The sequence below is a fragment of the Streptomyces sp. DSM 120436 genome, from assembly GCF_055778765.1.
Window position 1 is genome coordinate 4,526,942 of sequence record NZ_JBSKBS010000001.1, and the last position, 26,948, is coordinate 4,553,889.

Annotated in this window: 7 protein-coding genes; all 7 read left to right on the top strand. The window is 75.6% G+C overall.

Translation table 11 applies throughout. The features are described from left to right. Positions 1-148 precede the first annotated feature (148 nt). The 7 genes from ACWH4W_RS20235 to ACWH4W_RS20265 all read left to right on the top strand — a co-directional run bounded on the left by ACWH4W_RS20235 (position 149) and on the right by ACWH4W_RS20265 (position 26,940). On the top strand, positions 149-2,596 hold the full coding sequence (locus ACWH4W_RS20235; protein WP_473077120.1) for a SpoIIE family protein phosphatase: 2,448 nt from the start codon (positions 149-151) through the stop codon (positions 2,594-2,596). Positions 2,597-2,681: 85 nt separating this feature from the next. Then, complete coding sequence (locus ACWH4W_RS20240; RefSeq protein WP_473077121.1) at positions 2,682-3,101, top strand: CBS domain-containing protein; 420 nt, start codon at positions 2,682-2,684, stop codon at positions 3,099-3,101. Positions 3,102-3,211: 110 nt separating this feature from the next. After that, positions 3,212-3,391 (top strand): hypothetical protein, encoded by a 180-nt coding sequence (locus ACWH4W_RS20245; protein WP_473077122.1) that lies wholly within the window; start codon positions 3,212-3,214, stop codon positions 3,389-3,391. A gap of 395 nt (positions 3,392-3,786) precedes the next feature. Next, the gene (locus ACWH4W_RS20250) at positions 3,787-4,539 is read left to right on the top strand and encodes a thioesterase II family protein (protein WP_290003232.1); all 753 of its coding nucleotides are present in this window, start codon (positions 3,787-3,789) and stop codon (positions 4,537-4,539) included. A gap of 895 nt (positions 4,540-5,434) precedes the next feature. Next, positions 5,435-6,643 (top strand): cytochrome P450, encoded by a 1,209-nt coding sequence (locus tag ACWH4W_RS20255; protein WP_473077123.1) that lies wholly within the window; start codon positions 5,435-5,437, stop codon positions 6,641-6,643. Between the two features lie 87 nt (positions 6,644-6,730). After that, entirely contained in the window at positions 6,731-8,086 is a 1,356-nt protein-coding gene (locus ACWH4W_RS20260) for a serine hydrolase domain-containing protein (protein WP_473077124.1), read from the top strand. Between the two features lie 227 nt (positions 8,087-8,313). Then, entirely contained in the window at positions 8,314-26,940 is an 18,627-nt protein-coding gene (locus ACWH4W_RS20265) for a non-ribosomal peptide synthetase (RefSeq protein ID WP_473077125.1), read from the top strand. Positions 26,941-26,948: the final 8 nt, after the last annotated feature.

Sequence of the window (26,948 nt, forward strand, 5' to 3'; positions counted from 1 at the left end):
CGCGCACCCCTGCGCGTACCCCGTTCCGCCGCCGTAAGGCCCGCGCTCCCCCTGCCGGCCTTGGCGGACCCCGCGAAGGGCTCCCGGGGCGGTCCGCCCGGGAGCCGTTCGCGCACAGGGGCTGCGCCCGTGTCCCTTTGGCGCTGTAATGGCCAACGTGGTCGGTGAGGGCGCTGTGGGAGGCGGCACGAGAACGCTGCGTGCCGAAGGCGCCCTGAGCGCGATCGCGGCGGACCCGGATCCACCCGACCGGCTGCGCAGGACTCTGGAGCAGGCCCTCGTCTTCGCCGGCGCCCTGTTCGCCGGCGTCTACATCCCCGGTGGGGACGGCGAGCTGTTGTGTCTGGCGGAGGCCGCCGGGGTGCCGCGGACCCTGTGCGGGGTGCGCGACTGCTACTCCGCCGCCGGCCGCGGCCCCGTCGCCGAGGCCCACCGCGGACGCGCGGTGTGGCTCGGCCCGAGGGACCTGGCCGCCCAGTCCCAGTCGCGGCGCACGCCCCGCCGCGACTTCCACCTCGCCGCCCTGCCCGTGCGCCGCGACGGCGGCGGCTGTCTGCTCGCGGTGAGCGAGCGGCCCGGCGGGTTCGACGCCGAGGACCGGGCGTGCCTCGGCCTCGTCGCCGACGCCGTCGCCTTCCCCGCGCCGCCCGTCACCGCCGAGGGCGCGGACCTGCCGCCGGGCGGCTTCAGCCTCGCCATGGACACCGGCCGGGTCCGGGTGCACGACGACGTCCTGGACCTCTACGGACTCGACCCGGACGACTTCGACGGGCGGGTGGAGACCCTGCTCGGCCTGGCCGTCCCCGAGGACCTGCCCTCGCTGATGTCCGTGGTGGAGGCCGACCACATGACCATCGGCGACCGCGAGCTGGAGTTCCGGGTGCTCCAGCCCGCCGGACCGCCCCGGTGGCTCCGGCTGCGCGGCCGGCTGGCGTCCGGCGGTGAGGGACGCCCGGCCCGGCTCGTCGGCACCGTCGCCGACGCCTCCTCGCTGCGCGCCGACGTCACCGACGTGGCGCGGGTGCAGCGCCTGGCCGCCGCCCTGTCCACCGCCGTGACCGTGCGGGACGTCGGCAAGGCCGTGGTGGCGGCGTTGCGCCGTCCGCTGCGCGCGGACCGGATGGCGCTGGCCGAGCTGGAGAGCGACCGGCTCGTCGTCACCGTCCTCGACCCGCCCGAGCCGGAGGCCTGGCCGGAGCTGTGGCGGTCGGAGTGGCGCACCGAGTGGCCCGACGCGCCCGTGCGCACCATGCCGACCCTGGCCGCCGCGCTGCGCGACGGCCGCCCCGCGATGTGGCCGGCCGGCTCCCCGCTCGAGCCGGCGCTCGCCGGGGTCGGCCCGGGCGGTCTCGCGGTGCTGCCGCTGCCCGCCGGCAACCGCATGGCCGGCGCCTGCCTCGTCGGCTGGGACGCCCCGCACGACATCGGTGCGGACGAGCGGACCCTGCTCACCGCCGCCGCCAACCTGGCCGGACAGGCGCTGATGCGAGCCCGCGCCTTCGACGCCGAGCACGAACTGGTCGGCATGCTCCAGCGCCAGCTGCTGCCGCGCCGCCTGCCCCGGCTGCCGGGCGCGGTCGCCGTCGCCCGCTACCTGCCGAGCACCGCCGGACTGGAACTCGGCGGCGACTGGTACGACGTCATCCCGCTGGCCGACCACCACGTCGCCCTCGTCATCGGGGACGTACAGGGCCACAGCGCCGGCGCCGCCACCCTCATGGGACAGATGCGCACCGCCCTGCGCGCCTATGCCGTCGAGGGACACCCCCCGGACGTGGTGGTCTCCCACGCCAACCGGCTCCTCGTCGACATGGAGACCGACCTCTTCGCCACCTGCTGCTACGTCGACGTCGACATGGAGGCGGGCGCCGCCTGGTGCGTGCGCGCCGGGCATCTGCCGCCGGTGCTGCGCCACCCGGACGGGCGCACCGAGATCGCGGAGGCGGAGGGCGGTCCGCCGCTCGGGGTGGTGCGGCAGTGCGACTTCCCCATGAACCCGCTGCGGCTCCAGCCCGGCACGCTGGTCGCCCTCGCCACGGACGGCCTGGTCGAGTCGCCGGACTCCGACGTCGACACCGGCATGGAGCGGTTCGCCCGGCAGGTGGCCGCCGCCGACCCCGCCGACCTGGGCCCGGTCGCGGACGCCCTGCTCGGCAACGCCCTCCGCAGCGACGACGTGGCGCTGCTGCTGATGCGCTACGACGGTATGGACACGCGCCCGCTGCGGGAGAGCTGGACCGTGTGGCGGGTCCCGCAGGCGGTCGGTCACGCCCGCCGCTTCACCCGGCGCACGCTGCGCTCCTGGGGCGTCACCGAGGCGATCGACGCACCGCTGCTCGCCGTGTCCGAGCTGGTCACCAACGCCCTGGTGCACACCGACGGCCAGGTGCGCCTCGACCTCGCCCTGATCGGGGACCGGCTGCGCCTCGCCGTCGCGGACGCCTCCCCGCGCTCGCCGGTGAAACCCACCAGCATCGGCTGGGAGGCCACCGGGGGCCGCGGCATCCTGCTCGTCGAGGCGGTGTCGGAGTCCTGGGGCACCCTGCCGGTCAGCGGCGGCAAACAGGTGTGGGCGGAGTTCACCGTACGGCGCTGACGATGCCGCAGGCCGTACGGCGGGTACCCGGCACCCCTGTCGCTCCGGCCGGGCGAGGCCGGGCACGCCGAGGAAGGGACCCGCCATGACCCAGTACGTCCGCGACATCATGACCTCCGCGCCCGTGGCCGTCGGACCGCAGACCTCCGTCGCGCAGGCCGCCCGCCTCATGCGGGACCACGACCTGGGCGCCGTGCTGGTCACCGACGACGGGCGGCTGCGGGGCCTGGTCACCGACCGGGACCTGGTGGTGCGTTCGGTCGCCGAGGGCGTCGACCCCGAGGAGACGACCGTGGCCGGCGCGTGCAGCGAGGACCTGGTGACCGTACGGCCCGACGACGAGCTGGACCTCGCGGTGCGGCTGATGCGCGAGCACGCCGTGCGCCGCGTCCCCGTGGTCGAGGACGAACACGCCGTCGGCGTCCTGTCGTTGGGGGACGTCGCCCTGGAACGCGACCCGGAGTCGGCCCTCGGCGACATGGCCGTCGCCCGCCCGAACACATGAACCACCCACGGTGGTCATGAAGTTGAGTGAATCCGGAGGCGCGGTGTTTGAGCCGTGCGGCACCGGGAGACCCGGCCCGCCGGTGACCGCAGAAAGGAAGATGATGTGACGTGATCACGGAGAAGACGGACAAGCCCCGGACCCGGCGTTCGGAGACCGGCTGGGCGCGCGCACGGCGCCTGCGCGACCAGGGACCGCTGCGGACCTGCCTCCCCGCGGTCGACCGGGACCCCGTGCCGGCCGCCCCGGTCACCTGGGCCGAGGGGAACATCGTGCGCGGCGAGGACTGACCCCCGCCATCACCGGGCCCGCACCCACGGGGTGTGCGGCCCGGCGGCGTGTACGCGTCCCCACCCGCCCCGGCGTCCAGGCCGCCCACCACACGCTCCTCGACGGTGGCTGCGGCCTTGTCGACGTCACACGCCGGGTGCCTGGTCACCGGCTGCACGTGCCCGATCCACCCGCCGTGGTGCTGCAGCACCGCACACCGCACGGCGAAGCGCCACTTCGTCCACCGGGAGGCCGTCCGCTTCGGTGCGGGTGGTGACCGGTGCGCTCGCAGGGGGTGCGCCGGGGTGTTCTCGGCCCCCTCGACGGTCGGAGGGTGGGCACCGTACCGTCGACGACGGTCACAAGGGGGGCCGGCGGGCGGGCCCGGCCGCATGACGAGGGGTGAGGAGTGGCGATGGTGGGCAAGGACCCTTGGATCAGGCCACTGCGCGGCGCCGCGGATGCTCGGGCGCGCGTGGTGTTCTTTCCGCACGCCGGAGGCGCCGCCTCGTTCTACGCTCCGTTCGCGCGGCGGTTCCCCGACGGGTACGACGTCGCAGCCGTTCAGTACCCGGGGCGGCAGGAGCGTTGGGGCGAACCGTTCGTGACGACCGTCGAAGGCCTTGCCGACCGGCTGCTGCCGTCCCTGCGGCGATGGGCGGCAGAGCCCGTGCCGCTCGTCCTCGTCGGTCACAGCATGGGAGCGTCCGTCGCCTTCGAGTCGATGCTCCGGCTCGGGCGCGACCGGTCGACGGCCCACTGCCGCCTGGTCGTCTCCGGCCGCGCCGCCCCGTCGGTGACGCGAGAGGCCCAGGCGTTCGACTCCGACCGGGACCTGCTCGACCACCTCGCACGCCTCGGCGGAACCGACACGGCGATCCTGAGCAGCCCGGACCTGATGGACCTGACGCTGCCCGCCATCCGCAACGACTACCGGGCAGTCACCCGGTATCGGCCGGTCCCCGACGCGGTGGTGGCGACGCCCGTCCTCTGTCTGACCGGGGACCGGGACCCGCAGGTGACGCCGGAGGAAGCCGCAGCCTGGAAGAGCCACACCACGGCCGGCTTCCGGCTGGAAATGCTCCCCGGCGGACACTTCTTCCTGTCGGACCACCAGGACACCGTCGTGCGCCTCGTCGCCGAGTGCGCCGAGGCCGGCGACCGATGACGGGCGGCGGGCCCGCAGTGCGCCGGGGCCGCGCCGAACTGCTGCTCTCTCATTGACGTGGCGCCCACGCACGTGGGCGAGCGCGCGTGTCCCCGGTTTTCCGCGTGCGCCGGGTCGGTTTCGACGCCGTGGCTGTGCCGGTGCCGGACGACCGGGCGGGGCCCGGGGCGGCCCCCGCCCGGTCTGGCCGAAACCCGTCGCGTGGACGGCCGTGTGATCGAGGCGGTGGTTGCGGGGGTGAGGGGGGCCGTGCCCCGCGGTGGCGAGGGCGTGTGAATTCTCTTCGACAACACCAGGTTTGAATGTGAAACGCCGGGATACACGCCCTTCTTGGCGGGGCGCCTGACGGCTCTCCCCTTCGATTTCGGGGGGTTGCGATCTCGTCACCCGACGTGAAAACTGTGAGCGCGCTCGGCCCGGACGAATCGTGTCGAAGGCGTGTTCTTGGCATGTGAAGTGCGGAATCGTGGGTCAGGGGAGTTCCCGCGCGGGGTTGCTGCACGGGAGAAGTCACGGGGGGATGTGTTGATGCCTGTTCGTCGGTCCCCGGGGTGTGTGCTGCCAGGCTGCGCAGGTGCGGGCCTGTCCGCTGCTCGGCGGGCTTCCGGACCGCTCGGAGCCGCATCCCCGCCGTCCGAAAGCTGTTCTCAGATGTGCTGACGCCCGGGCCGGCACGCCGTGGGCCGGCGGACCGGCCGGTCGCTCCCGGCCCGGCCCCCGGGGGGCGGGCCGCGCGGCGGCCCGCGGCGCGGAGCGAGAGCCGTCCTGCGGCGCCACGCCCGGTGGCCGCGGGCATGACGGCCACCCCTGCCCGCGGCGGCCCACGGCGTCCTCGCACCACGGCATCGTCGGTGACCCACCGCCGGGCCTGCGCGTTCTCACCCAAGGAGAAACGGTGACAAGCACAGAACTGACCGGGGCGGAATCGCCACTCGACGCGTTACCCGAGAGATGGCGCTGCTTACGCGACGCGGGCCCCGTGGCGTACGACGAGGAGCGGCAGCAGTGGCACGTCGTGGACCACCAGGGCGTCGCTGCCGTCCTGTCCGACCCGGCGACGTACTCCTCCGACATGACGCCGATCGCCCCCACCCAGGAGGACTTCGAGGCCTTCACCCAGGGCAACTTCGTCGGCATGGACCCGCCGGAGCACCGCAAGCTCCGCACCCTGGTCAGCCAGGCCTTCACCCCCCGCGTGGTCCACGGACTCGCACCTCGTGTCGAGGCCGTCTGCGCGCGGCTGTTCGACGGTGTCGCCGACCGCGACCGCTTCGACCTGGTCGACACCCTCGCCTACCCCCTGCCGATCATCGTGATCGCCGAACTCCTCGGTGTCCCCGCCGAGGACCACCGGCTGTTCCAGGAGTGGGCCGCGACCCTCTTCGGCGGCGACCAGCTCGGCGACAGCCTCGACATGGCCGACCTGGAACGGGCGCTGGAGGCCATCGCCCCGACCGTGCGCGAGATGAACGGCTACGTGCTGGACCACATACGCCGCCGCCGCGCCGACCCCGGTGACGACCTGACCACAAGACTCCTCTCCGCCGAGGTCGACGGGACGCGGCTGGAGGACCAGGAGATCGTCGGCTTCGTCGCCCTGCTGTTGGTCGCCGGGCACATCACCACCACCGCGCTGCTCGGCAACGCCGTGGTCACCTTCGACCGGCACCCCGGCACGTTCGACGCGCTGCGCAAGGACCCGGACCGGGTGCCCGCCGCGGTGGAGGAAGTCCTGCGGTGGCTCCCGCCCTTCCCCGAGCTGGGCCGGCGCACCACCCGGACCGTGGAGCTCGGCGGCCACGAGATCCCGGCCGACACCCTGCTGATGGTCCACCTGGGGGCCGCCAACCGCGACCCCTCCCGCTTCACCTCGCCGGACGTCTTCGACCCGGCCCGCGATCCCAACCCCCATCTGACGTTCGGGCACGGCATCCACTTCTGCTTCGGCGCCCCCCTGGCTCGACTGGAAGCCCGTATCGCCCTGCGGATGATGATGGATCGTTTCCCCGACATCGGGGTGCCCTCGTACGACGACGTCACGTACCAGAACCCGGCCGTCATCGTCGGCGTACGCCACCTGCCGATCGCCGTCACCAGGCCGTAAGCACGTCGACGCGCACCCCGCACCGCTCACCGTGGGGCCGGCGCACCCGCTCTCCCCGCACCCGCTCTCACCAGGAGTCACGTCCCCATGACCTACTCGACCGCCGCGCCGACCACCGACCGGCCATCGGCCGTCTCGCACCACGAGTTGCGCAGTCACCTCGAATCCCTCGCGCGCATACACCGCGTGCCCGGGGCCCAGCTCGCCGTCCACACGGGAACCCACCTCGTCAGCCTGCACACCGGCACGGCCGACGCCCTGACGAACACCGCGTTCACCGCGCGGACGGCCGTCCCCCTGGGGTCCGTCACCAAGGTCGCCACCGCCACCGCCGTCCTGCTCCTCGCCGATGACGGCGACATCGACCTGGACGAGCCCGTCAGCGACCTCCTGCCCGGCTTGCCCGGCGAGTTACCCGGTGTGACGGTCCGTCACCTCCTGAGTCACACCGCGGGCCTCCCCACCGGGCCCGACTCCGACAGCGCCGTCGGCGCCACCGCCTCCCGCTACCTCTCGGCCGTCTGGAACGCCCGGAACACCCTCTTCGCGCCGGGCACCGGATTCTCGTACTCCAACGCCGGCTACGTCGCCGCCGGCCGCATCCTGTCCGAAGTGACGGGCATGACCTGGCAGGAAGCGGTGACGGCGCTCGTCCTGGAACCCCTGGGCATCGTCCCCGCGTTCCTCGGCGACACCGCCCCCTCGCGGCCGCTCGCCAGCGGCCACGCCCTCAACACGGCCACGGGCCTGGTGCGCCCGGCCCACCAGAACCTCGCCCCGGTGGAGGCCCCCGCCGGAGCCCTGCTGGCCAGCGCCGAGGACCTGGTCACCCTGGGCAGAGCCCTGATCGGCCGATCGGCCGCGCTGCCGGCCGCCGTCGCCGACCGGATGCGCCACCCCGAACCGGCCGCCGACGCCGGTGCGCTGGCGGACTCCTGGGGCCTGGGCCCCGCCCTCTTCCAGCAGGACGGCCGGGTGTGGTGGGGCCACGACGGCAACGCCCAGGGCACCTCCTGCCACCTGCGGGCCGACGCCGACACGGGCATCGTGGTCGCCTTCACCGGCAACGCCGGTGCCGCCACCGCCCTGTGGCGCGACATCGCCGCCGAACTCGCCCGGCTCACCGGCATCCGCGTGCCCACCGGCCCGTCCGCCGACACCCGCCGCGGACCCGCCCTGACCCTCACGGACTGCGCCGGGACGTACCGCAACGGGGGCGTCGAGTACACGGTCAAGCTGGACGGGGACGGCAGGCCGACCCTGTCCGTCGACGGTGACTACCCCATTCCGTTGGTGTGCTACGCGGACCTGTCCTGCGACCTGGTGGACCCGTCCACCGGCCGGCTCGAACCGGGGGGCCGCTTCCACCGCGACCCGGTCACCGGGGCCATCGACCGGCTGCAGATATCCGGGCGCACCGCGCGCCGCACAGGCACCGGCTGACCGCACCGCGCGCCGCACAGGCACCGGCTGACCGCACCGCGCGCCGCACAGGCACCGGCTGACCGCACCGCGCGTCGCACCGCCGCCGTCCGACCGCGTCCCGCGCGCCACCCGTCACGCACCCGCCCCGTACGCGAAGACCCCGCACCGCTCCGGTGTGCCCGCGCGCCCCCCGCGAGCGGCGCGCCGGGTCCGCGCCCCGCCACCGCCCGAAGGACTGCTCCCCGATGACGGACCTGCACGCCCCGCGCCCCGCCACGCCCGCTTCCCCAGCGGCCGGTCCCGTCCCGCCGGCCCGTGCCGACCACGCCACACGGCACGTCCCGCTCCGTGAGGTGTTCACCGGCTGGGTGACGCGCGACCCGCACGCCCTCGCGGTGACCGACGGCCGCCGCACCTGGTCGTACGGCGAACTCGCCCGGCGGGCCGGCCGGCTCGGCGCCCACCTCGCCGCGAACGGCGCCGGACCGGAGCGGACGGTGGCACTGGTCCTGCCGCGCTCGATGGAACTGATCGCCGCCGAGCTGGCCGTGGCCCTGACCGGTGCCGCCTTCCTGCCCGTCGATCCCGACTACCCCGCCGAACGGCGGGAACTGATGCTCGCCGACGCCGCACCGGCCGTCGTCCTGGACGACCGCGACCGGGTCCGCGCACTGCTGGACGACGAGGACCGCGAGGCGACCGCGCCCGCCCCCCCGGTACTGCCCGACCATGCCGCGTACGTCATCTTCACCTCCGGCTCCACCGGCACCCCCAAGGGCGTCACCGTCACCCACCGGGGCATCGCCGGTTTCGCCGCGGCGGCCGCCGAACGCTACGCCGTCGGCCCCGGCGACCGCGTGCTGCAGTTCTCCTCGCCCAGTTTCGACGCCTCCGTGCTGGAGCTGTTCATCTCCGTGCTGTCCGGCGCCACGCTGGTCGTCCCGCCGCACGGGCCCTGGCTGGGCGACGAACTGGCCGCCGTCCTGGCCGAACACCGCATCACTCACACCCTCATACCGCCGGCGGCCCTCGCCACCCTGCCCGACCCGGCGGACCTCGGCGGTCTGCCGTCGCTGCGCACCCTGATCGTCGGCGCCGAGGCGTGCCCGGCCGCCCTCGTCGACCGGTGGGCCCCCGGCCGCCGCATGATCAACTCCTACGGGCCGACCGAGGCCACCATCGTCGCCACCTGGACCGGACCCCTGACCGCGGGCACCGGGACGCCCACCATCGGCGGCCCGCTGCCCGGCACCGAGGCACACGTCCTGGACGCGGCACTGCGCCCGGTGCCGCCCGGCGGCGAGGGCGAGCTGTACGTGGGCGGCGACGGTCTGGCCCGCGGTTACCTCAACCGCCCCGGACTGACCGCGACACGGTTCGTCGCCCACCCCTTCGGGCCGGCCGGCGCCCGTCTCTACCGCACCGGCGACCGGGTACGCCGGCGCGACGACGGCGAGCTGGAGTTCCTCGGCCGCGCCGACCGGCAGGTCAAGGTGCGCGGCTTCCGCATCGAACCCGGCGAGATCGAGGCCGCCCTGACCCGGGACCCTCAGGTCCGCGAGGCCGTCGTCGTGGTCCGTGACCAGGACCCGGGCCGCGGCCGGCTCATCGGCTACGTCACCCCCGCCGCCCCCGCCCGCAGACCCGAGCCGGCCCGGCTGCGCGCCGCCCTCGCCGCCGCGCTGCCCGCGCACATGGTGCCCTCCGCGATCGTCGTGCTGGACGCGCTGCCGCTCACCCCGCAGAACAAGATCGACCTCAGGGCACTGCCCGCCCCCGGTGCGGCGCCGACCGAGCGGCACGTCGCACCGCGCACCGACGGCGAACGGACCCTGGCCGCGATCTGGGCCGACGTCCTCGGCGTGGACACCGTCGGCATCGACGACGACTTCTTCGACCTCGGCGGCGACTCGATCCTCGCGGCCCGCGTGCTGACCCGCATCCGGGAGGCGTCCGGCGCCCGGCTCACCCTGCGCGACGTGTTCACCGCGCGGACCGTCTCCGCGCTCGCCCCGCTGACCGCCGAGCCGTGCGCCGCCCCGCCGGAGCCGATCCCCGCCGCCCCGCGCTCGGAACCCGTCCCGCTCTCCAGCGCCCAGCGGCGCCTGTGGTTCCTCGACGACCTCACCGACGGCGGCACCGAATACAACACCGGCGTCGCGCTGCGCCTGCGCGGCCCCCTCGACACGCCTGCCCTGGAACGCGCCCTGCACCGGCTCGCCGCCCGCCACGACTCCCTGCGCACCACCTTCGCCACGGTCGACGGGCAGGGCGTCCAACTCGTCGCCTCCGAGCCGGACCTGCCGCTGCGCACCGCCGACGTCGGGCACGTGCCCGCCGACCGGCGGGACAGCGCCGTCGAGCGCCTGCTGACCGAGGAACTGCGCCGCCCCCACGACCTGACGACCGGGCCCCTGACGCGGGCGCTGCTCGTCCGCCGGGCACCCGAGGACCACGTGCTGCTGCTGGCCCAGCACCACATCGTCACCGACGGCTGGTCGGTCGGCGTCCTGACCCGGGACCTGGCCGCCCTCTACCGCGCGGAGGCCGCCGGCGAACCCGACGGGCTGCCCGAACAGGCGGTGCAGTACCCGGATTTCGCGCTGTGGGAGCGCGGCCGGCACACGGCCGCCGACGCCCACGCCGACGACCTCGCCTACTGGAGACGCCACCTCGCCGGCCTCCAGCAGCTCGAGCTGCCCACCGACCGGCCGCGTCCCGGGGTGCGCACCACCGCGGGCGCCGCCCACCGCCAGGACCTGCCGCGCCACCTGGTGGACCGGCTGCGGCAGCTGGCCGCGGGCCGGGACACCACCGTCTTCACGGTGTTCGCCGCGGCGGCGGCCGTGCTGTTCGCCCGCCACTCGGGACAGCGGGACGTCGCCTTCGGCACCGTCACCAACGGCCGGGACCGCCGCGAACTCGAGGACGTGACCGGCTTCTTCGCCAACACCGTCGTGCTCCGCGGCGAGGTCGACGACGCCGTCACGGTCGACCGGTTCGTGCAGAGCATGCGCGCGACCGTGCTGGACGCGTTCGCCCACGACGGCGCGCCCTTCGACCGGGTGGTCGAGGAGCTGGCCCCGCCCCGCGACCCCAGCCGCACCCCGCTGGTGCAGGCACTGGTGGTCCAGCAGGCCGCCCCCGCCCGGCCGCCGGTCGCCGCCGGACTGCGCATCGATGACCACCCGCTGCCCCGCCCGGCCGCCCGCTTCGACCTGGTGCTGGAGTTCGCGCCGCGCGCCGACGGCGGGCACGAGCTGACGGTCGAGTACAACACGGACCTGTTCGACGCGGCGACCGTGGCCCGGATGGCCCGGCAACTGCACCACCTGCTCGAAGGCATGGCGGACGGCCCGCAGCGGACGCTGGCCGACCTCCCGCTGCTGTCCGACGACGAGCGGCGCGTGCTCCTCGACTCCTGGAACCCGCCCGCGTCGGCCACGGACCCGGCCGCCGACACCACGCTCCCCGCGCTGTTCGAGGAGCAGGTGACCAGGACGCCCGACCGGACCGCCGTGACCTGCGGCGACGCCCGGCTGGACTACGCCGGCCTGAACCGGCGCGCCAACCGGCTCGCCCGCCTGCTCGCGGCGCGCGGCGCGGGACCGGAGTCCCTGGTCGCACTGTGCCTGCCGCGCACCGCCGGCCTGCTGCCGGTGCTGTGGGCCGTCCTGAAGTCGGGCGCAGGCTACCTGCCCGTCGACCCCGCCTACCCGGCCGAGCGCATCCGCTTCATGCTCACCGACGCGGCCCCCGCCCTCGTCCTCGCCACCCGGGAGACCGCACACGCGCTGCCCGAGGACTGCGAGCCGCTGCTGCTGGAGGACGTGGCGCCCTTCGTCACCGACGCCACAGCCGACGCCCCGGCCGGCGCCGAAGCCGACCTCACGGATGCCGACCTCACCGACGCCGACCGCACGGCGCCCCTCCACGCGTCCCACCCCGCCTATGTCATCTACACCTCCGGCTCCACCGGCCGGCCCAAGGGCGTGGTCGTCACCCACCGCAGCGTGGCCGCGCTGGCAGCCTGGGCCCGGGACACGTTCGGAGCGCGCGGCTTCTCCCATGTCGTCGCCTCCACCTCCCTCAACTTCGACGTGTCCGTCTTCGAGCTGCTGTGCCCCCTGACGGCCGGCGGCAGTGTCGAGGTGATCGCCGACCTCACCGCGCTGGCCGATCTCACCGACGGTTCCCGGCCGGGCCGGGCCGGACTCCTCAGCGGCGTGCCGTCCGCGCTGTCCCGGGTGTTCGGCGGCGACGGCGCCCTGGAGGCGGACACCGTCGTCCTCGCCGGGGAGGCCCTGCCCGCCCGCACCGTCCGGGACCTCAAGGACGCGATGCCCGCGGCCGAGGTGGCGAACATCTACGGCCCCACCGAGGCAACCGTCTACGCCACCGCCTGGTTCGCCGGCGGCACCGTCCCCGAGCAGGCTCCGCCCATCGGCCGTCCCGTCGCCCGCACCCGCGCCTATGTCCTGGACCGTCTGCTGCGCCCCCAGCCGCCGGGCGTCACCGGCGAGCTGTACCTCGGCGGCGGCGGACTCGCGCGCGGGTACCTGCACCGCCCCGGCCTGACCGCCGCCCGCTTCGTCGCCGACCCGTTCGGCGCTCCCGGGGAGCGCATGTACCGCACCGGCGACCTGGTGCGCTGGGGCGCCGACGGCCAGCTGGAGTACCTGGGCCGCCTCGACCAGCAGGTCAAGGTGCGCGGTTTCCGCATCGAACTCGGCGAGGTCGAGGAGGCCCTGCGCGGCTGCGCGGGCGTCGCCGAGGCCGCGGCCACCGTCCGCGACGCCGACGGCCACCGCCGCCTCGCCGGGTACGTCGTCCCCGCGCCCGGCGCCACCGTGGAGCCCGAGGCCGTACGCCGTGCCCTCGGGCGCACCCTGCCCGAGTACATGGTGCCCTCGGCCGTCGTGGTGCTGCCCGCCCTGCCGCTCAACCCCAACGGCAAGCTGGACCGCGGCCGGCTCCCCGACCCGGCGCCCGCCGAACGCGCCGCCCGTCACGTCGCGCCCCGCACGGCCACCGAACGGACCCTCGCCGCCATCTGGGCCGGTGTCCTGCACGTGGAGCGGGTCGGCGCCGACGACAACTTCTTCGCGCTGGGCGGGGACTCCATCCTCAGCATCCAGGTCGTGGCCCGGGCCCGGCAGGCGGGCCTGACGATCAGCTCGCGGGACCTGTACCAGCACCAGACGCTCGCCGCCCTGGCCCGCCGCGCCGACGAGACCGGCAGCCGGCGCGGGGCCGCTCCGGCCGCCCCCGTCGAGGCCACCGGCACCGCGCCGCTGACCCCCATCCAGCACTGGCTGTTCGACAGCGCCGCCGAGCGGGCCGGGCACTTCGCCCAGACGCTGTCGCTGGACCTGCCCGCCGACGTCGACGAGAGCGCGCTCCAAGCCGCACTGGACGACGTGGTCGCCCACCACGACGCGCTGCGGTCCCGCTTCCTTGCCGACGGGGCGGGCGTACGGTGGCTGATCGACGGCCCGGCCGCGCGCTGCCGCCTCACCCGCCACACCGGCCCGGACACCGACTCCCCGCACCTCGGCCCGTTCGACCTGGCCCACGGCCCGCTGCTGCGCGCCGTCCTGCACGACCGGGGCGACGGACGGCCGCCCGTCCTGCACCTGTCAGTCCACCACCTCGTCGTGGACGGCGTCTCCTGGCGCCTGCTCCTGGAAGACCTCGAACACGCCTACCACGCACGCCGTGACGGCCGCGACGGCGCGGCCGCGCTGCCCCGCAAGTCCTCACCGCTGCGGCAGTGGGCCGAGCGGCTGGCCGCGCACACCGCCGCCGGCGGCTTCGCCGCGGAGAAGGCGTACTGGACCCGGGAGACCGAGGGCGCCCTGGCCGCCCTGCCTGCGGACCGGGACGGCGCCAACACCTACGCCTCCCAGCGCTCGGTGACGGTGCGGATCGGCCCCGAGGACACGGACCTGCTGCTGCGAACCCTCCCCGAGACGTACCGCACCCGGGCCAACGACGTCCTGCTCGCCGCGCTCGGCCGGGTGCTGTGCGGCTGGAGCGGCCACGAGCGGGTCCTGGTCGACGTCGAAGGGCACGGCCGCGAGGACCTGTTCGCCGACGTCGACACCAGCCGCACCGTCGGCTGGTTCACCACCCGCCACCCCGTCGCCCTGGCCGTCCCGCCCGAGGACGGCTGGGACGGCGTGCTCAAGCGGGTCAAGGAACACCTGCGCGCCGTGCCCCGGCACGGCATCGGCCACGGCGCCCTGACCCTGCCGGGCCTCGACGGCGCACCGCTCCCGGCGACCAGCGCGCAGATCAGCTTCAACTACCTCGGCCGGTTCGGCCTGTCCGAGACCTCCGCGGAGGGCCTGTTCCGCGGGCTGGCCCGTCCGCTGGAGCTGGAGGCCGACCCCGCCTCGACGCGCCCGCACCCCCTGGAGGTGGTGGGGCGGCTCGACGGGGACAGCCTGGAGTTCACCTGGTTCTACTCCTGCCGGCTGCACCGCCCGGAGACCGTCGCGGATCTCGCGGAACGCTACGCCGACGCGCTGGCCGGTCTCGCCCGGCACGCGGCCCGTCCCGGCGCCGCCGGACGCACCCCCTCGGACTTCCCGCTGGCGCGGCTCGACCAGAACCACGTCGACCGGATCGCGGGGGAGGACCCGGCGGGCCTGGAGGACGTCCACCCGCTCACGCCCACCCAGGCCGGCATGCTCTTCCACCGGCTCTCCCAGGCCGACCGCGGCGTGTACTTCCAGCAGTTGACGTTCGTCCTGGACGGAGTGCCCGACCCGGCGGTGCTGGCCGACGCCTGGCAGCGGATCACCGACCGCACCCCGGTGCTGCGCGCGCGGGTGGTGTGGGAGGACGTGCCCGAGCCGCTGCTCGCGGTGCAGCGCCGGGCCGCCGTACCGGTGGAGACCGCCGACTGGCGCGGCCTGACCGCGGCCGAGCAGGACGAGCGGCTGCGCGACCTGCTCGAACGCGACCGCGCCCGGGGCGTCGACCTGATCCGCGCCCCGCTCCAGCGCCTCGTGCTGGCCCGGGTCTCCGACACCGCGGTGCGCGTCGTGTGGTCCTTCGACCACCTGATCCTGGACGGCTGGAGCCTGTTCCAGGTGCTGTCCGACGTGTTCGCCTGCCACGCGGGCCTGTCCGGCAGCGCACCGATGACGCTGCCCGAGCGCCGCCCGTTCCGTGACTACGTCGCCTGGCTGCGTGAGCACACCGACGGCGCCGAGGGCGAACGCCACTGGCGGGCCCGCCTGAACGGCCTGGCAGAGACGACCGCGCTGCCCTTCGACCGCGAGCCCCGCGAGAGCCACCGCGCCGAGTCCACGGAGGCGGTGCGCGTCACCCTGCCCGAGGCCGTCACCAAGTCCCTGGAGGACGTGGCCAGGACGGCAGGCCTGACGCTCAACACGCTTGTTCAGGGCGCCTGGGCCGTGCTGATGAGCCGCCAGGCGGGCCGCGACGAGGTGGTGTTCGGCACCACCGTCTCCGGGCGGCCGCCCGAGCTGCCCGGCTCCGACGCCATCACCGGCCTGTTCATCGCCACCCTGCCCACCCGCGTGCGGGTGCCGCGCGACGAGCCGCTGCTCACCTGGCTGGCCCGGCTCCAGCAGGAGCAGAGCGAGGACCGGCGCCACGACCACGTGCCGCTGAACCGGATGACGGCGTACACCGACCTGCCCGAGCGGGCCGCCCTCTTCGACAGCATCGTCGTGTTCGAGAACTACCCGGTCGACGACGACCTGGCCGCCGCGCACGGCCTCCGGCTGAGCGGCCTGGAGGGCATCGAGACCACCAACTACCCGCTCAGCCTGGTCGCCTACCCCGGCGCGGAGCTCGCCCTGCGCCTCGGCTACGACCCCGACCTCTTCGACGCCGCCACCGTCGAGCGGATGGCCGAGTACCTCACCGTCCTGCTGGAGAGCTTCGCCACCACCCCGCGGTCCACCCCCGCCCGGCTGTCCCTGCTGACGGCCGCCCGCCGCGAGCAGGTGCTGCACACCTGGAACGACACGGCCGCCGACGCGCCCGTCACGACCACCGCGGACCTCTTCGCCGCCCAGGTGGAACGCACCCCGGACGCCGTCGCCCTGCTGGCCGGCGACGAGCGGCTGACCTACCGGGACCTCGACGCCCGGGCGACGGCCCTGGCCGGCCGGCTGGCCGCGCTCGGGGTGCGGCCCGAGGTCGCCGTCGGCGTGCTCATGGACCGCTCGACCGCCCTCGTCGTCGCCCAGCTCGCCCTCGCCCGCCTCGGCGGCGTGTACGTCCCGCTCGACGGCCGGGCCCCCGCGGACCGGCTGCGCACCATGCTCGCCGAGGCCGGCGCCGACCTGCTCCTCACGGACGCCCAGTGGCACGGAACGGCCGCGGACCTCCTGCCCGAGGGACACGTCCTGCGCCCGGACCTGGACACCGAAGGGCCCGCAGCGGACCTCGCCACCGTGCCGCGCGTGCACCCGGACAACGTCCAGTACCTCATGTTCACCTCCGGCTCCACCGGCAACCCCAAGGGTGTGGCCGTACGGCAGCGGGACGTCGCCGCGCTCGCCCTCGACCGTGCCTTCGCGAGCCACGACCGCGTCCTGGTGCACTCCCCGCACGCCTTCGACGCCTCCACCTACGAGCTGTGGGTGCCCCTGCTGCGCGGCGGCACGGCCGTCCTCGCCCCGCCCGGGGAGCTGGACGCCGCCGCCGTACGCTACGCGATCGCCGAACAGGGCGTCGGCTGCGTCTTCCTGACGATCGGCCTGTTCCGCCTGTTCGCCCAGGAGGACCCCGCCTGCCTGCGCGGCGCCCGCGAGGTGTGGACCGGCGGCGAGGCCGTGCCCGGCGCCGCCGTACGGCGCGTGCTGGACGCCTGCCCCGACCTCACCGTCGTCGACGTCTACGGCCCCACCGAGACCACCACCTTCGCCACCCGCCGGCCCTTCCGCGCCGGTGACACCCTGCCCGCGGCGCTCCCCATCGGCCGCCCCCTGGACGACACCCGCGCCTACGTCCTGGACGGCGCCCTCCAACCGCAACCGCCCGGTGTGCCGGGGGAGTTGTACCTCGCGGGTGCCGGACTGGCCCGCGGTTACATCGGCCGCCCCGGCGCCACCGCGGCCCGCTACCTGGCCGACCCCTACGGACCGCCCGGCGGGCGGATGTACCGCACCGGCGACATCGTGCGCTGGGGCGCCGACGGTGATCTGCACTTCGTGGGACGCGTCGACGACCAGATCAAGATCCGCGGCTTCCGGGTGGAGCCCGCCGAGATCGAGGCCCGGCTCACCGCCCACCCCGCGGTCGCCGAGGCGGTGGTCTCGGTGTCCCGGCACGAGGGACGCAAACGCCTGGTCGCCCACCTGGTGCCGGCCCCCGGCGCCGCCGTGCCGCAGACGGCCGAGCTGCGCGCCCACGTGGCTGCCGAGCTGCCCGACTACATGGTCCCGGCCGCTTTCGTCCCCCTCGCCGAGCTGCCCCTGACCACCAACGGCAAGGTCGACCGGCGCCGGCTGCCCGCCCCCGAGTGGTCGGCGGCGGCCGACAGCGCCTACCGCGCGCCGCGCACCGAGGCCGAGCGGGTGCTCGCCGGCATCTGGGCCGAGCTGCTGGGTGTGGAACGCGTCGGCCTGGACGACCACTTCTTCATGCTGGGCGGCGACTCGATCGTCAGCATCCAGGTCGTCTCCCGGGCCCGCACCGCCGGGCTCGCGCTGACCCCGAGGGACCTGTTCCGCCACCCCACGCTCGCCGCCCTGGCCGCCGCCTCGACCGGCGCCGCCGCGACCGTCGCGGGCACCGGGCCGGTCGCGGGCGAGGTGCCCCTCACCCCGATCCAGCGCTGGTTCCTCGACGCCGCGCTGCCGCGCCCGGAGTACTTCAACCAGTCGGTGGTCGTCGAGACCGGTGAGGACGTGGACCCGGCTGCACTGCACACCGCCCTGGCCGCGCTGTGGTCCCATCACGACGCCCTGCGCGCCCGCTTCACCCGTGCGGCGGACGGCACCTGGCGCCAGGAGTACGCCTCCGCGGACGCCGACGTGCCGGAGCTGCTGCGGGCGCACGACCTGAGCGGCCAGGACGCCGACGTCGCCGCACAGACCGAGGCCCGCCTCACCCACGAGGCGCACACCGGCTTCCGGCTGGACACCGGACCGCTGATCGCCGCACGCCTCTTCACCGGCGGCGGCCGGCCACCGCGCCTGCTGCTGACGGCCCATCACCTGATCGTCGACGGCGTCTCCTGGCGCGTCCTGCTGGAGGACCTGGAGACCGCCTACCGGCAGGCCGGGAACGGCGAGCCGGTCCGGCTGCCGCAGCGCACCACGTCCGTGCGGGAGTGGGTGCGGCGGCTCACCGCACGCACCGGCGAGGCGGACCTCGCCGCGCAGCGCGCCCACTGGGCCGACGTCTCCCGGCACTGCGCCGCACCCCTGCCCGAGGACCTCGACGGCGGCAACACCGTCGCCGACCTGCGCGCTGTGACCGTACGCCTCGACCGGCGGCGCACCGAGGACCTCCTGCGCAAGGTCCCCGGCGTGTACCGCACCCGCGTCGACGACGTCCTGCTGACCGCCCTGGGCCGCGTCCTGGCCGACTGGACCGGCCGGAGCACCGTCGCCGTGGGACTGGAGGGCCACGGGCGCGAGGACCAGCACTTCGACGACCTCGACCTGTCCCGCACGGTCGGCTGGTTCACCAGCCTCTTCCCGGTCGCACTCGACCTGCCCGACGGCGACTGGGGCACCGCGCTGAAGGCCGTGAAGGAACAGCTGCGGGCCGTGCCCGACCGGGGCATCGGCTACGGCGTGCTGCGCCACCTCGCGGGCGACGAACACCTCGCCGGAGCACCGCTTCCCGGCGTCAGCTTCAACTACCTCGGCCGCTTCGACTGGTCCGCCGCCGACGCCGAGCTGGTCCGGGCCGTGCCCGGCGGCCTGGACGGCGCGGAGGACCCCGGCGCGCCCCGGCCGCACCTGCTGGACGTGGTGGCCCGCGTCGAGGACGACCAGCTGGAGATCACCTGGCACCACAGCGGCGGCCGCCACCGCGAGGAGACCGTCGTCTCCCTCGCCGAGGGCATGCTGCGGTCCCTGGAGGAGATCGTCGCGCACTGCGCCGCCCCCCGGGCCGGCGGCCGCACCCCCTCGGACTTCCCGCTGGCCCGGCTCGACCAGGCCGCCGTGGACCGGGTCGTGGGCGACGGCCGCGGCGTCGAGGACGTGTACCCGCTGACCCCGATGCAGGCGGGCATGCTCTTCCACAGCCTGATGGACCCGCAGGGCCGCACCTACGTCAACCAGGTGCAGGTCGTCCTGCACGGCGTCACCGACCCGCACGCCCTCGCCGGGGCCTGGCAGGACACGGCGGACGCCAACGCCATCCTGCGCACCCGCCTGGTGTGGCAGGAGACCGCCGAACCCCTCCAGGTGGTGGAGACGCGGGCCGCCGTGCCCGTCACCCACCACGACTGGACCGGCCGGACCCCCGAGTGGTGCGCACGCGAGACGGAGGCGCTGCTCGCCGCCGACCGCGAGGCCGGCATCGACCTCGGCGCGGCCCCGCTGATGCGGCTCGCACTGATCCGGCTGGCACCGGACCGGGTGCGCATGGTGTGGACGTTCCACCACGTGCTGCTCGACGGCTGGAGCGCGGCCCAGGTGTTCGACGAGGTGTGCGAGCGGTACGCGGCCCGGACCGCCGGCCGCCGCCCGCAGGTGCCCGACCGGGCCCGCTTCGCCCGCTACCTGGAGTGGCTGGCCGTTCAGGACACCGCCCGGGCGGAACAGCACTGGCGCGACACCCTCGCCGGGTTCGCCGTGCCCACCGAACTGCCCCGCGACCGGCGCCCCGCCGACACCCACGGCGCGTCCTCGTCGGGCACGGTGCGGGTCGCCCTCGGCACGGAGGTGTCGGCACGGCTCAGGGACACCGCCCAGCGGGCCGGGCTGACCGTCAACACGGTGCTTCAGGGCGCCTGGGGCCTGCTGCTGCACCACTACGGCGGCGGCGACGACGTCGTCTTCGGCACGACCGTGTCCGGCCGCCCCGCCGAACTGCCCGGCGTGACCTCGATGGTGGGCCTGTTCATCAACACCCTGCCCACCCGGCTGCGCGTCGACCGGCGGCGCCCGGTGCTGGAGTGGCTGCGCGAACTGCAGGCCGCCCAGGTCGAGTCGCGCCGCCACGACTTCGTGTCCCTCGCCCAGCTCCAGTCGTGGAGCGAAGTCCCCGGCGGCACCGGCCTGTTCGACAGCATCGTCGTCTTCGAGAACTACCCGTTCGACGCGGGCGCCCTGACCCGGCACGGACTCGCCGTCGAGCAGGAACGCGACGTCGAGCCGACCAGCTACGCGCTCAGCGTGGTCGTCGCCCCCGGCGACGACGTCACCGTGAGCCTCGACTACGACCCGGCCGCCTTCGACACGGCCACCGTCGAGGGGATCGGCGCGAGCCTGCGCACGCTCCTGACGCAGTTCGCCGCCGACGCCGACCGCAGCCTGGCCGACCTGGCCCCGCTCGAACCGGCCGACGGCCGCCGCCTCCTGGACCGCCTCGCCGGACCCGGGGCGCGACTCCCGCGGCGCACCCTCCCGGACGCCTTCGCGGACCAGGTCGCCCGCACCCCCGACGCGCCCGCCGTCAGCTCCGGCGCCGACCACCTCACGTACCGGCAGCTCGACGAGCGCGCCAACCGGCTCGCCCGCCTGCTGATCGAGGCCGGCGCCGGGCCGGAGCGGTTCGTCGCCCTGGCCCTGCCCCGCACCGCCGACCTGATCGTGGCACTCCTCGCGGTCCTCAAGAGCGGCGCCGCCTACCTGCCGGTCGACCCCGGCTACCCGGCGGAGCGCATCGCGTTCCTCTTCGAGGACGTACGCCCCGACGCGGTGATCACCAGCGCGGAGACCTCCGCACGGCTGCCGGACGGCCCGTACACGCGGATCGCCCTGGACGACCCGGACGGGGCCGCCCGGCTGGCCGCCGCGTCCGCCGCGCCCGTCGGCGACGGCGAGCGGCGCGGCAGGCTGCTGCCGGACCACCCGGCCTACGTCATCCACACCTCCGGCTCCACCGGCCGGCCCAAGGGCGTCGTCGTCCCCCACGCCTCGGTGGTGGCGCTGACCGACTGGGCCGCCGCCGAGTTCACCGGCCGCGGGCTCGCCCACGTGGTGGCGTCCACCTCGCTCAACTTCGACGTGTCGGTCTTCGAGATCTTCTCGCCGCTGCTGGCGGGCGGCCGGGTCGAGGTCGTCCGCGACCTGCTGGCCCTCGCCGAACGGTCCGAACCGTGGCGGGCGGGGCTGCTCAGCGCCGTGCCGTCCGCCCTCGGCCGGCTGCTGGCCGAGGACACCGTGCACGTCGGCGCCGACACCGTCGTCCTGGCCGGCGAGGCACTGCCCGCCCGCGCCGTCCAGCAGGTACGGGCGGCGGTGCCCGGCTGCCGGGTGATGAACATCTACGGCCCCACCGAGGCCACCGTCTACGCCACCGCCTTCACCTGCGACCCGGCCGACCCCGACCGCGTCCCGCCCATCGGCCGCCCCGTCGGCGGCGCCCGCGCGTACGTCCTCGACGCCCGCATGCGGCCCGTGCCCGTCGGGGCGCCCGGCGAGCTGTACCTCGCCGGGACCGGGGTGGCCCGCGGCTACCTCAACCGGCCCGGTCTGACCGCCGGCCGCTTCCTCGCCGACCCGTTCGGCCCGCCCGGCAGTCGCATGTACCGCACCGGCGACCTGGTCCGCTGGACCGCCGGCGGTGACCTGCTGTACCTGGGCCGCACCGACGACCAGGTCAAGGTGCGCGGCTTCCGCATCGAACTCGGCGAGCTGGAGGCCGCGTTGGCCCGGCACCCGCAGGTCGCCGCGGCCGCCGCCCGCGTCGTGGAGCACGGCGGCCACAAGCGCCTCGTCGGCTACGCCGTGCCCCGGGCCGGCGACCTCCCCGCGCCGGCCGAGCTGCGGGAGTTCCTCGCCCGCACCCTGCCCGACCACCTGGTCCCGGCGGCCGTGGTGCCCCTGGAGCGGCTGCCGCTGGGCGCCACCGGCAAGCTGGACCGGCGCGCCCTGCCCGAACCGGTGTGGTCCGCGGCCGTCACCCCGCAGGGCACCCGGCCCCCGCGCACCGCGACCGAACAGACGCTCGCCGCGATCTGGGCGCAGGTGCTGGGCGTGCCCGACGTGGGCGCCACGGACAACTACTTCGCGCTCGGCGGGGACTCCATCCTCGGCATCCAGATCGTCTCCGCGGCCCGCCGGGCCGGACTGACCCTGACACCCCGTCACCTGTTCGCCCATCAGACGATCGCCGAGCTGGCCGCCGCGGTCGACACCTCACCGGCCGGCCCCGCCACCGCCACGGCCGACCAGGGCCCGGTCGTCGGCGACGTTCCCCTCACGCCCGTGCAGCACTGGCTGTTCGACACCCTCACCGGTGACCCGGCCCGCTTCACCCAGGCGGTCTCCTTCGAGACGGCGCCCGACACGGACGAGACGCTGCTGCGCGCCGCCCTCGCGGCGGTGCTGGAGCAGCACGACGCGCTGCGCATGCGCTACGAGCCCTCGGGCGACGGCCGATGGCGGCAGGTGGGCACCCCGCCCGGCGCCGCACCGCACCTGGAGGTGCACCGCGCCCCTGAGGAACCGGCCGACGTGGCCGCCGAGTTGTGCTCCTCGTTCGACCTGGCGGGCGGGCCGCTGCTGAAGGCCGCCCTGTGCCACCGGGACGGCGACCGGCCGCCCGTGCTGCTGCTGGCCGCCCACCACCTGGTCGTCGACGCGGTGTCCTGGCGGGTGATCCTCGAAGACCTTGAGGCCGCCCACCGGGCGCTGCGCGCCGGCGGCACCCCCGACCTGGGCGCGAAGACCACGTCCTTCCGCGACTGGGCCCGGCGCCTGGCCGCGTACACCGCCGACGACGGCTTCGACGACGAGGTCGCCCACTGGAGCGCCCTGCACCCCACCGACCTGCCGACCGATCGGCCCGGCGGCAACACCGCCGCCGACGAGGAGACCGTGACGGTGGCCCTCGGCGCCGAGGAGACCCGGCGCCTGCTGACGGAGGTCCCCGACGCCTACCGCACCCGCGTCAACGACGTCCTGCTGACCGCCCTCGGCCGGGTCCTCGCCCGCTGGACGGAGCAGGACCGGGTGGTGGTCGCCCTGGAGGGCCACGGCCGCGAGGACCTCTTCGACGGCGTCGACCTCTCCCGCACCGTCGGCTGGTTCACCACCATGTACCCCGTCGGCCTCGACGTGCCCCGCGGCGCCGACCTCGGCACCGCGCTCAAGACCGTCAAGGAGAATCTGCGGGCCGTACCGCGCGGGGGAGTGGGCTACGGCGCGCTGCGCCACCTGCACCCGACGGCGGGAGCCGGGCTGCCCGCCCTGCCGCAGGTCGGCTTCAACTACCTCGGCCGGCAGGACCGGAACGGGGGCGGGGACGGTCTGCTGCGGGCGCCCCACGAGGGCCTGACCGGCGGCATGGACCGCTCGGCGCAGCGACCCCACCTCATCGACGTGCTCGGCCGGGTCACCGACCGGCGCCTCGAGTTCACCTGGTCGTACTCCCGGGCGGTGCACCGGCCGGAGACCGTCGCCCGTCTCGCCGAGGAGACGGCGGAGGAGCTGCGCCGGATCGTCGCGCACTGTGCCGAGCCCGGCGCGGGCGGCCGCACCCCGTCCGACTTCCCGCTGGCCGCCCTGGACCAGGCCGCCGTGGACCGACTCGTCGGCGACGGCCGCGACGTGACGGACGTCTACCCGCTCACCCCCACCCAGACCGGCATGGTCGTGCACGGCATGGACGAGCCCGGCGAGGGCCTGTACGTCGAGCAGATCACCTTCGTCGCCGACGGCGTGCGCGACCCCGCGCTGCTCGCCGACGCCTGGCAGCACGTCGTGGACGCCACGCCCGTGCTGCGCACCGCCGTCGCCCTGACCGGAGTCCCGGTGCCGTTGCAGACCGTGCACCGCCGGGTACCGCTGCCCGTCACCCGGCTCGACTGGAGCGACCTCGGCCCGGAGCGGCAGGAGAGCGCACTGCGGCGGCTGCTCGACGAGGACCGGGCCCGCGGCATCGACCTGGACCGCCCCCCGCTGCTGCGGGTCACCCTGATCCGGCTCGGCCCCGATCAGGTGCGCGTGGTGTGGACCTTCCACCACGTCCTGCTGGACGGCTGGAGCGTCTTCCACGTGCTGTCGGACGTCCTGGAGGCGCATGCCGCGCTCGCCGCCGGAACCGAGCCCCGCCTTCCGGGACGGCGGCCCTTCGCGGACTACGCCGCCTGGCTGGCCGGCCGGGACGGCGCCGCCGCCGAGGAGCACTGGAAGGCCGCCCTCGCCGGGTACGCGGCGCCCACCCCGCTGCCGTACGACCGCAGGCCCGCCCCGGGCGCCGCCGCCCGGTCGGGCACCTGGCTGACGCAGCGGCTCGACGCGGCCGGCACCGCCCGGCTGACCGATTTCGCCCGCCGTCACCGGCTCACCCTCAACACCTTGGTCCAGGGCGCCTGGGCGCTGCTGCTGGCACGCTCCGGCGGCGAGCGGGACGTGTGCTTCGGCACGACGGTCTCCGGGCGGCCCGCCGACCTGCCGGGCGCGGACACCATCACCGGCCTGTTCATCACCACCCTGCCCGCGCGGGTCACCGTGGACGACTCCATGCCGTGTCCCGCCTGGCTGCGGGAGGTGCAGGCCGCCCGTGCCGAGGACCGGCGCTTCGACCACGTGCCGCTGACGGACCTCCACCAGTGGAGCGAACTGCCGGCCGGCACCGCGCTGTTCGACAGCCTGCTGGTGTTCGAGAACTACCCGGTCGGCGACGCCACCGCCGGCGCGCACGGCGTGCGCGTGCACGGCCTCGACGCCCGCGAGGCGACCAACTACCCGCTCACGGTGGTGATCTCGCCCGGGGACGAGCTGACCGTGGAACTCGGCCACGACCCGCGGTATTTCGACGAGGCCACCGCCGACGCCCTGGCCGCCCGGCTCATGCACACCCTGACCGCGCTGGCCGCCTCAGGCGACGAGGCGCCGCTGGGGGCGGTGGACGTGCTGCCGCCGGCCGAACGCCACCGGCTGCTGCACGGACCCACCCGCCCGCACCAGGCGCCGCCGCCCCCGGCGACGCTGCCCGCGCTGATCGAGGCGGCCGTCGACCACTGGCCCGACCGACGTGCCCTCGAGAGCGCAGAGTCGAGGTTCACCTTCGCCGAGGCGGAGGTCCGCGCCAACCGGCTGGCGCACCGACTCATCGCCCGCGGGGCGGGGCCCGGCGACATCGTCGCGCTGGTCCTGCCGCGCTCGGCGGACATGATCCTCGCCCAGCTCGCCGTCGCCAAGGCGGGCGCCGCGTTCCTCCCGGTGGACCCCGGCTACCCGGCCGAGCGGGTGGCGCTGATGCTGCGCGACGCGCGGCCCGCCGTCACCCTGACCGCCGAGGAGGTCGCCGACCTGCTCGCGGCACCGCCCGACGGCACGCCGGACCACCGGCCCGCCGACGCCGACCGCGTCCGCCCGCTGCACCTCGACGACCCGGCGTACGTCATCTACACCTCCGGCTCCACCGGCACCCCCAAGGGCGTCGTCGTCACCCACCGGGGACTGGTCGCGTTCGCCGCCGCCGAGGCCGCGCACTACCAGGTCGGTGCCGGGGACCGCGTGCTGGCCTTCGCCACGCCCAGCTTCGACGCCTCCGTGCTGGAGCTGTGCATGTCCCTGCCGCACGGCGCGGCCCTCGTCGTGCCGCCGCCCGGACCGCTGCTCGGCGACGAACTGGCCGGCGTGCTGCGCGGCGCGCGCATCACGCACACCCTGCTGCCGCCCGCCGCGCTCGCCACCCTCCCGCCGGACACCCCCGGCACCCTGCCCGGCCTGCACACCCTGATCGTCGGCGCGGACGCCTGCCGGGCCGAACTGGTCGCCCGCTGGGCACCCCACCACCGCATGATCAACTCCTACGGGCCCACCGAGGCCACCGTCGTCGCCACCTGGTCCGACCCGCTCGCACCGGACGGTGAGGCACCGCCCATCGGCCGCGCCCTGCCCGCCACCGCCGCCTACGTCCTCGACGCCCGCCTGCGGCCCGTCCCCGACGGCGTGCCCGGCGAACTGTGGCTCGCCGGACCGGCCCTGGCCCGCGGTTACCTGGGCCGTCCCGGCCTGACGGCGACCCGCTTCACCGCCGACCCGTTCGGCCCGCCCGGCGCACGCATGTACCGCACCGGCGACCTGGTCCGCCGCGACGCCCGCGGCGAACTGCACTACCTGGGCCGCACCGACCACCAGCTCAAGCTGCGCGGTCACCGCATCGAGGCCGGCGAGGTGGAGGCGACCCTGGTGCGCCACCCGGCGGTCCTGGACGCGGTGGTGAGCGTGCGGGAGGACGAGCCGGGGCTGCCGCGCCTGGTGGCCCACGTGCTCGTCGCCCCCGGAGCCGAGCCGCCCGCCGGCGCCGAGCTGCGGGCCCTCGCCGCCCGCACCCTGCCCGGACCCATGGTGCCCTCGGCGTTCGTGACGATGGACCGCTTCCCGCTCACGGAGAACGGCAAGACCGACCGGTCCGCGCTGCCCGCCCCCGCCCCGGAGACGCGGCAGCCCGACGCCGCGCACGTACCGCCCCGCACACCCACCGAGGAGGCCGTCGCCGCCCTGTGGGAGGAGGCCCTGGAGACCACCGTGGGCGCCGAGGACGACTTCTTCGCCCTGGGCGGCGACTCCCTGCGCGCCCTGCTCATCGCCTCCCGCGCCAACGACGCCTTCGGCGTGCACCTCACGCCCCGCGACGTCCTGGTGGGCCGCACCGTCGCCGCCCTGGCGGACCTGGTGGAGGAACAGGTGCTGAGCGAACTCGAAGACGCCGCACGCGGCGACAGCGACCACGACGAACGGTGAGGACCGGA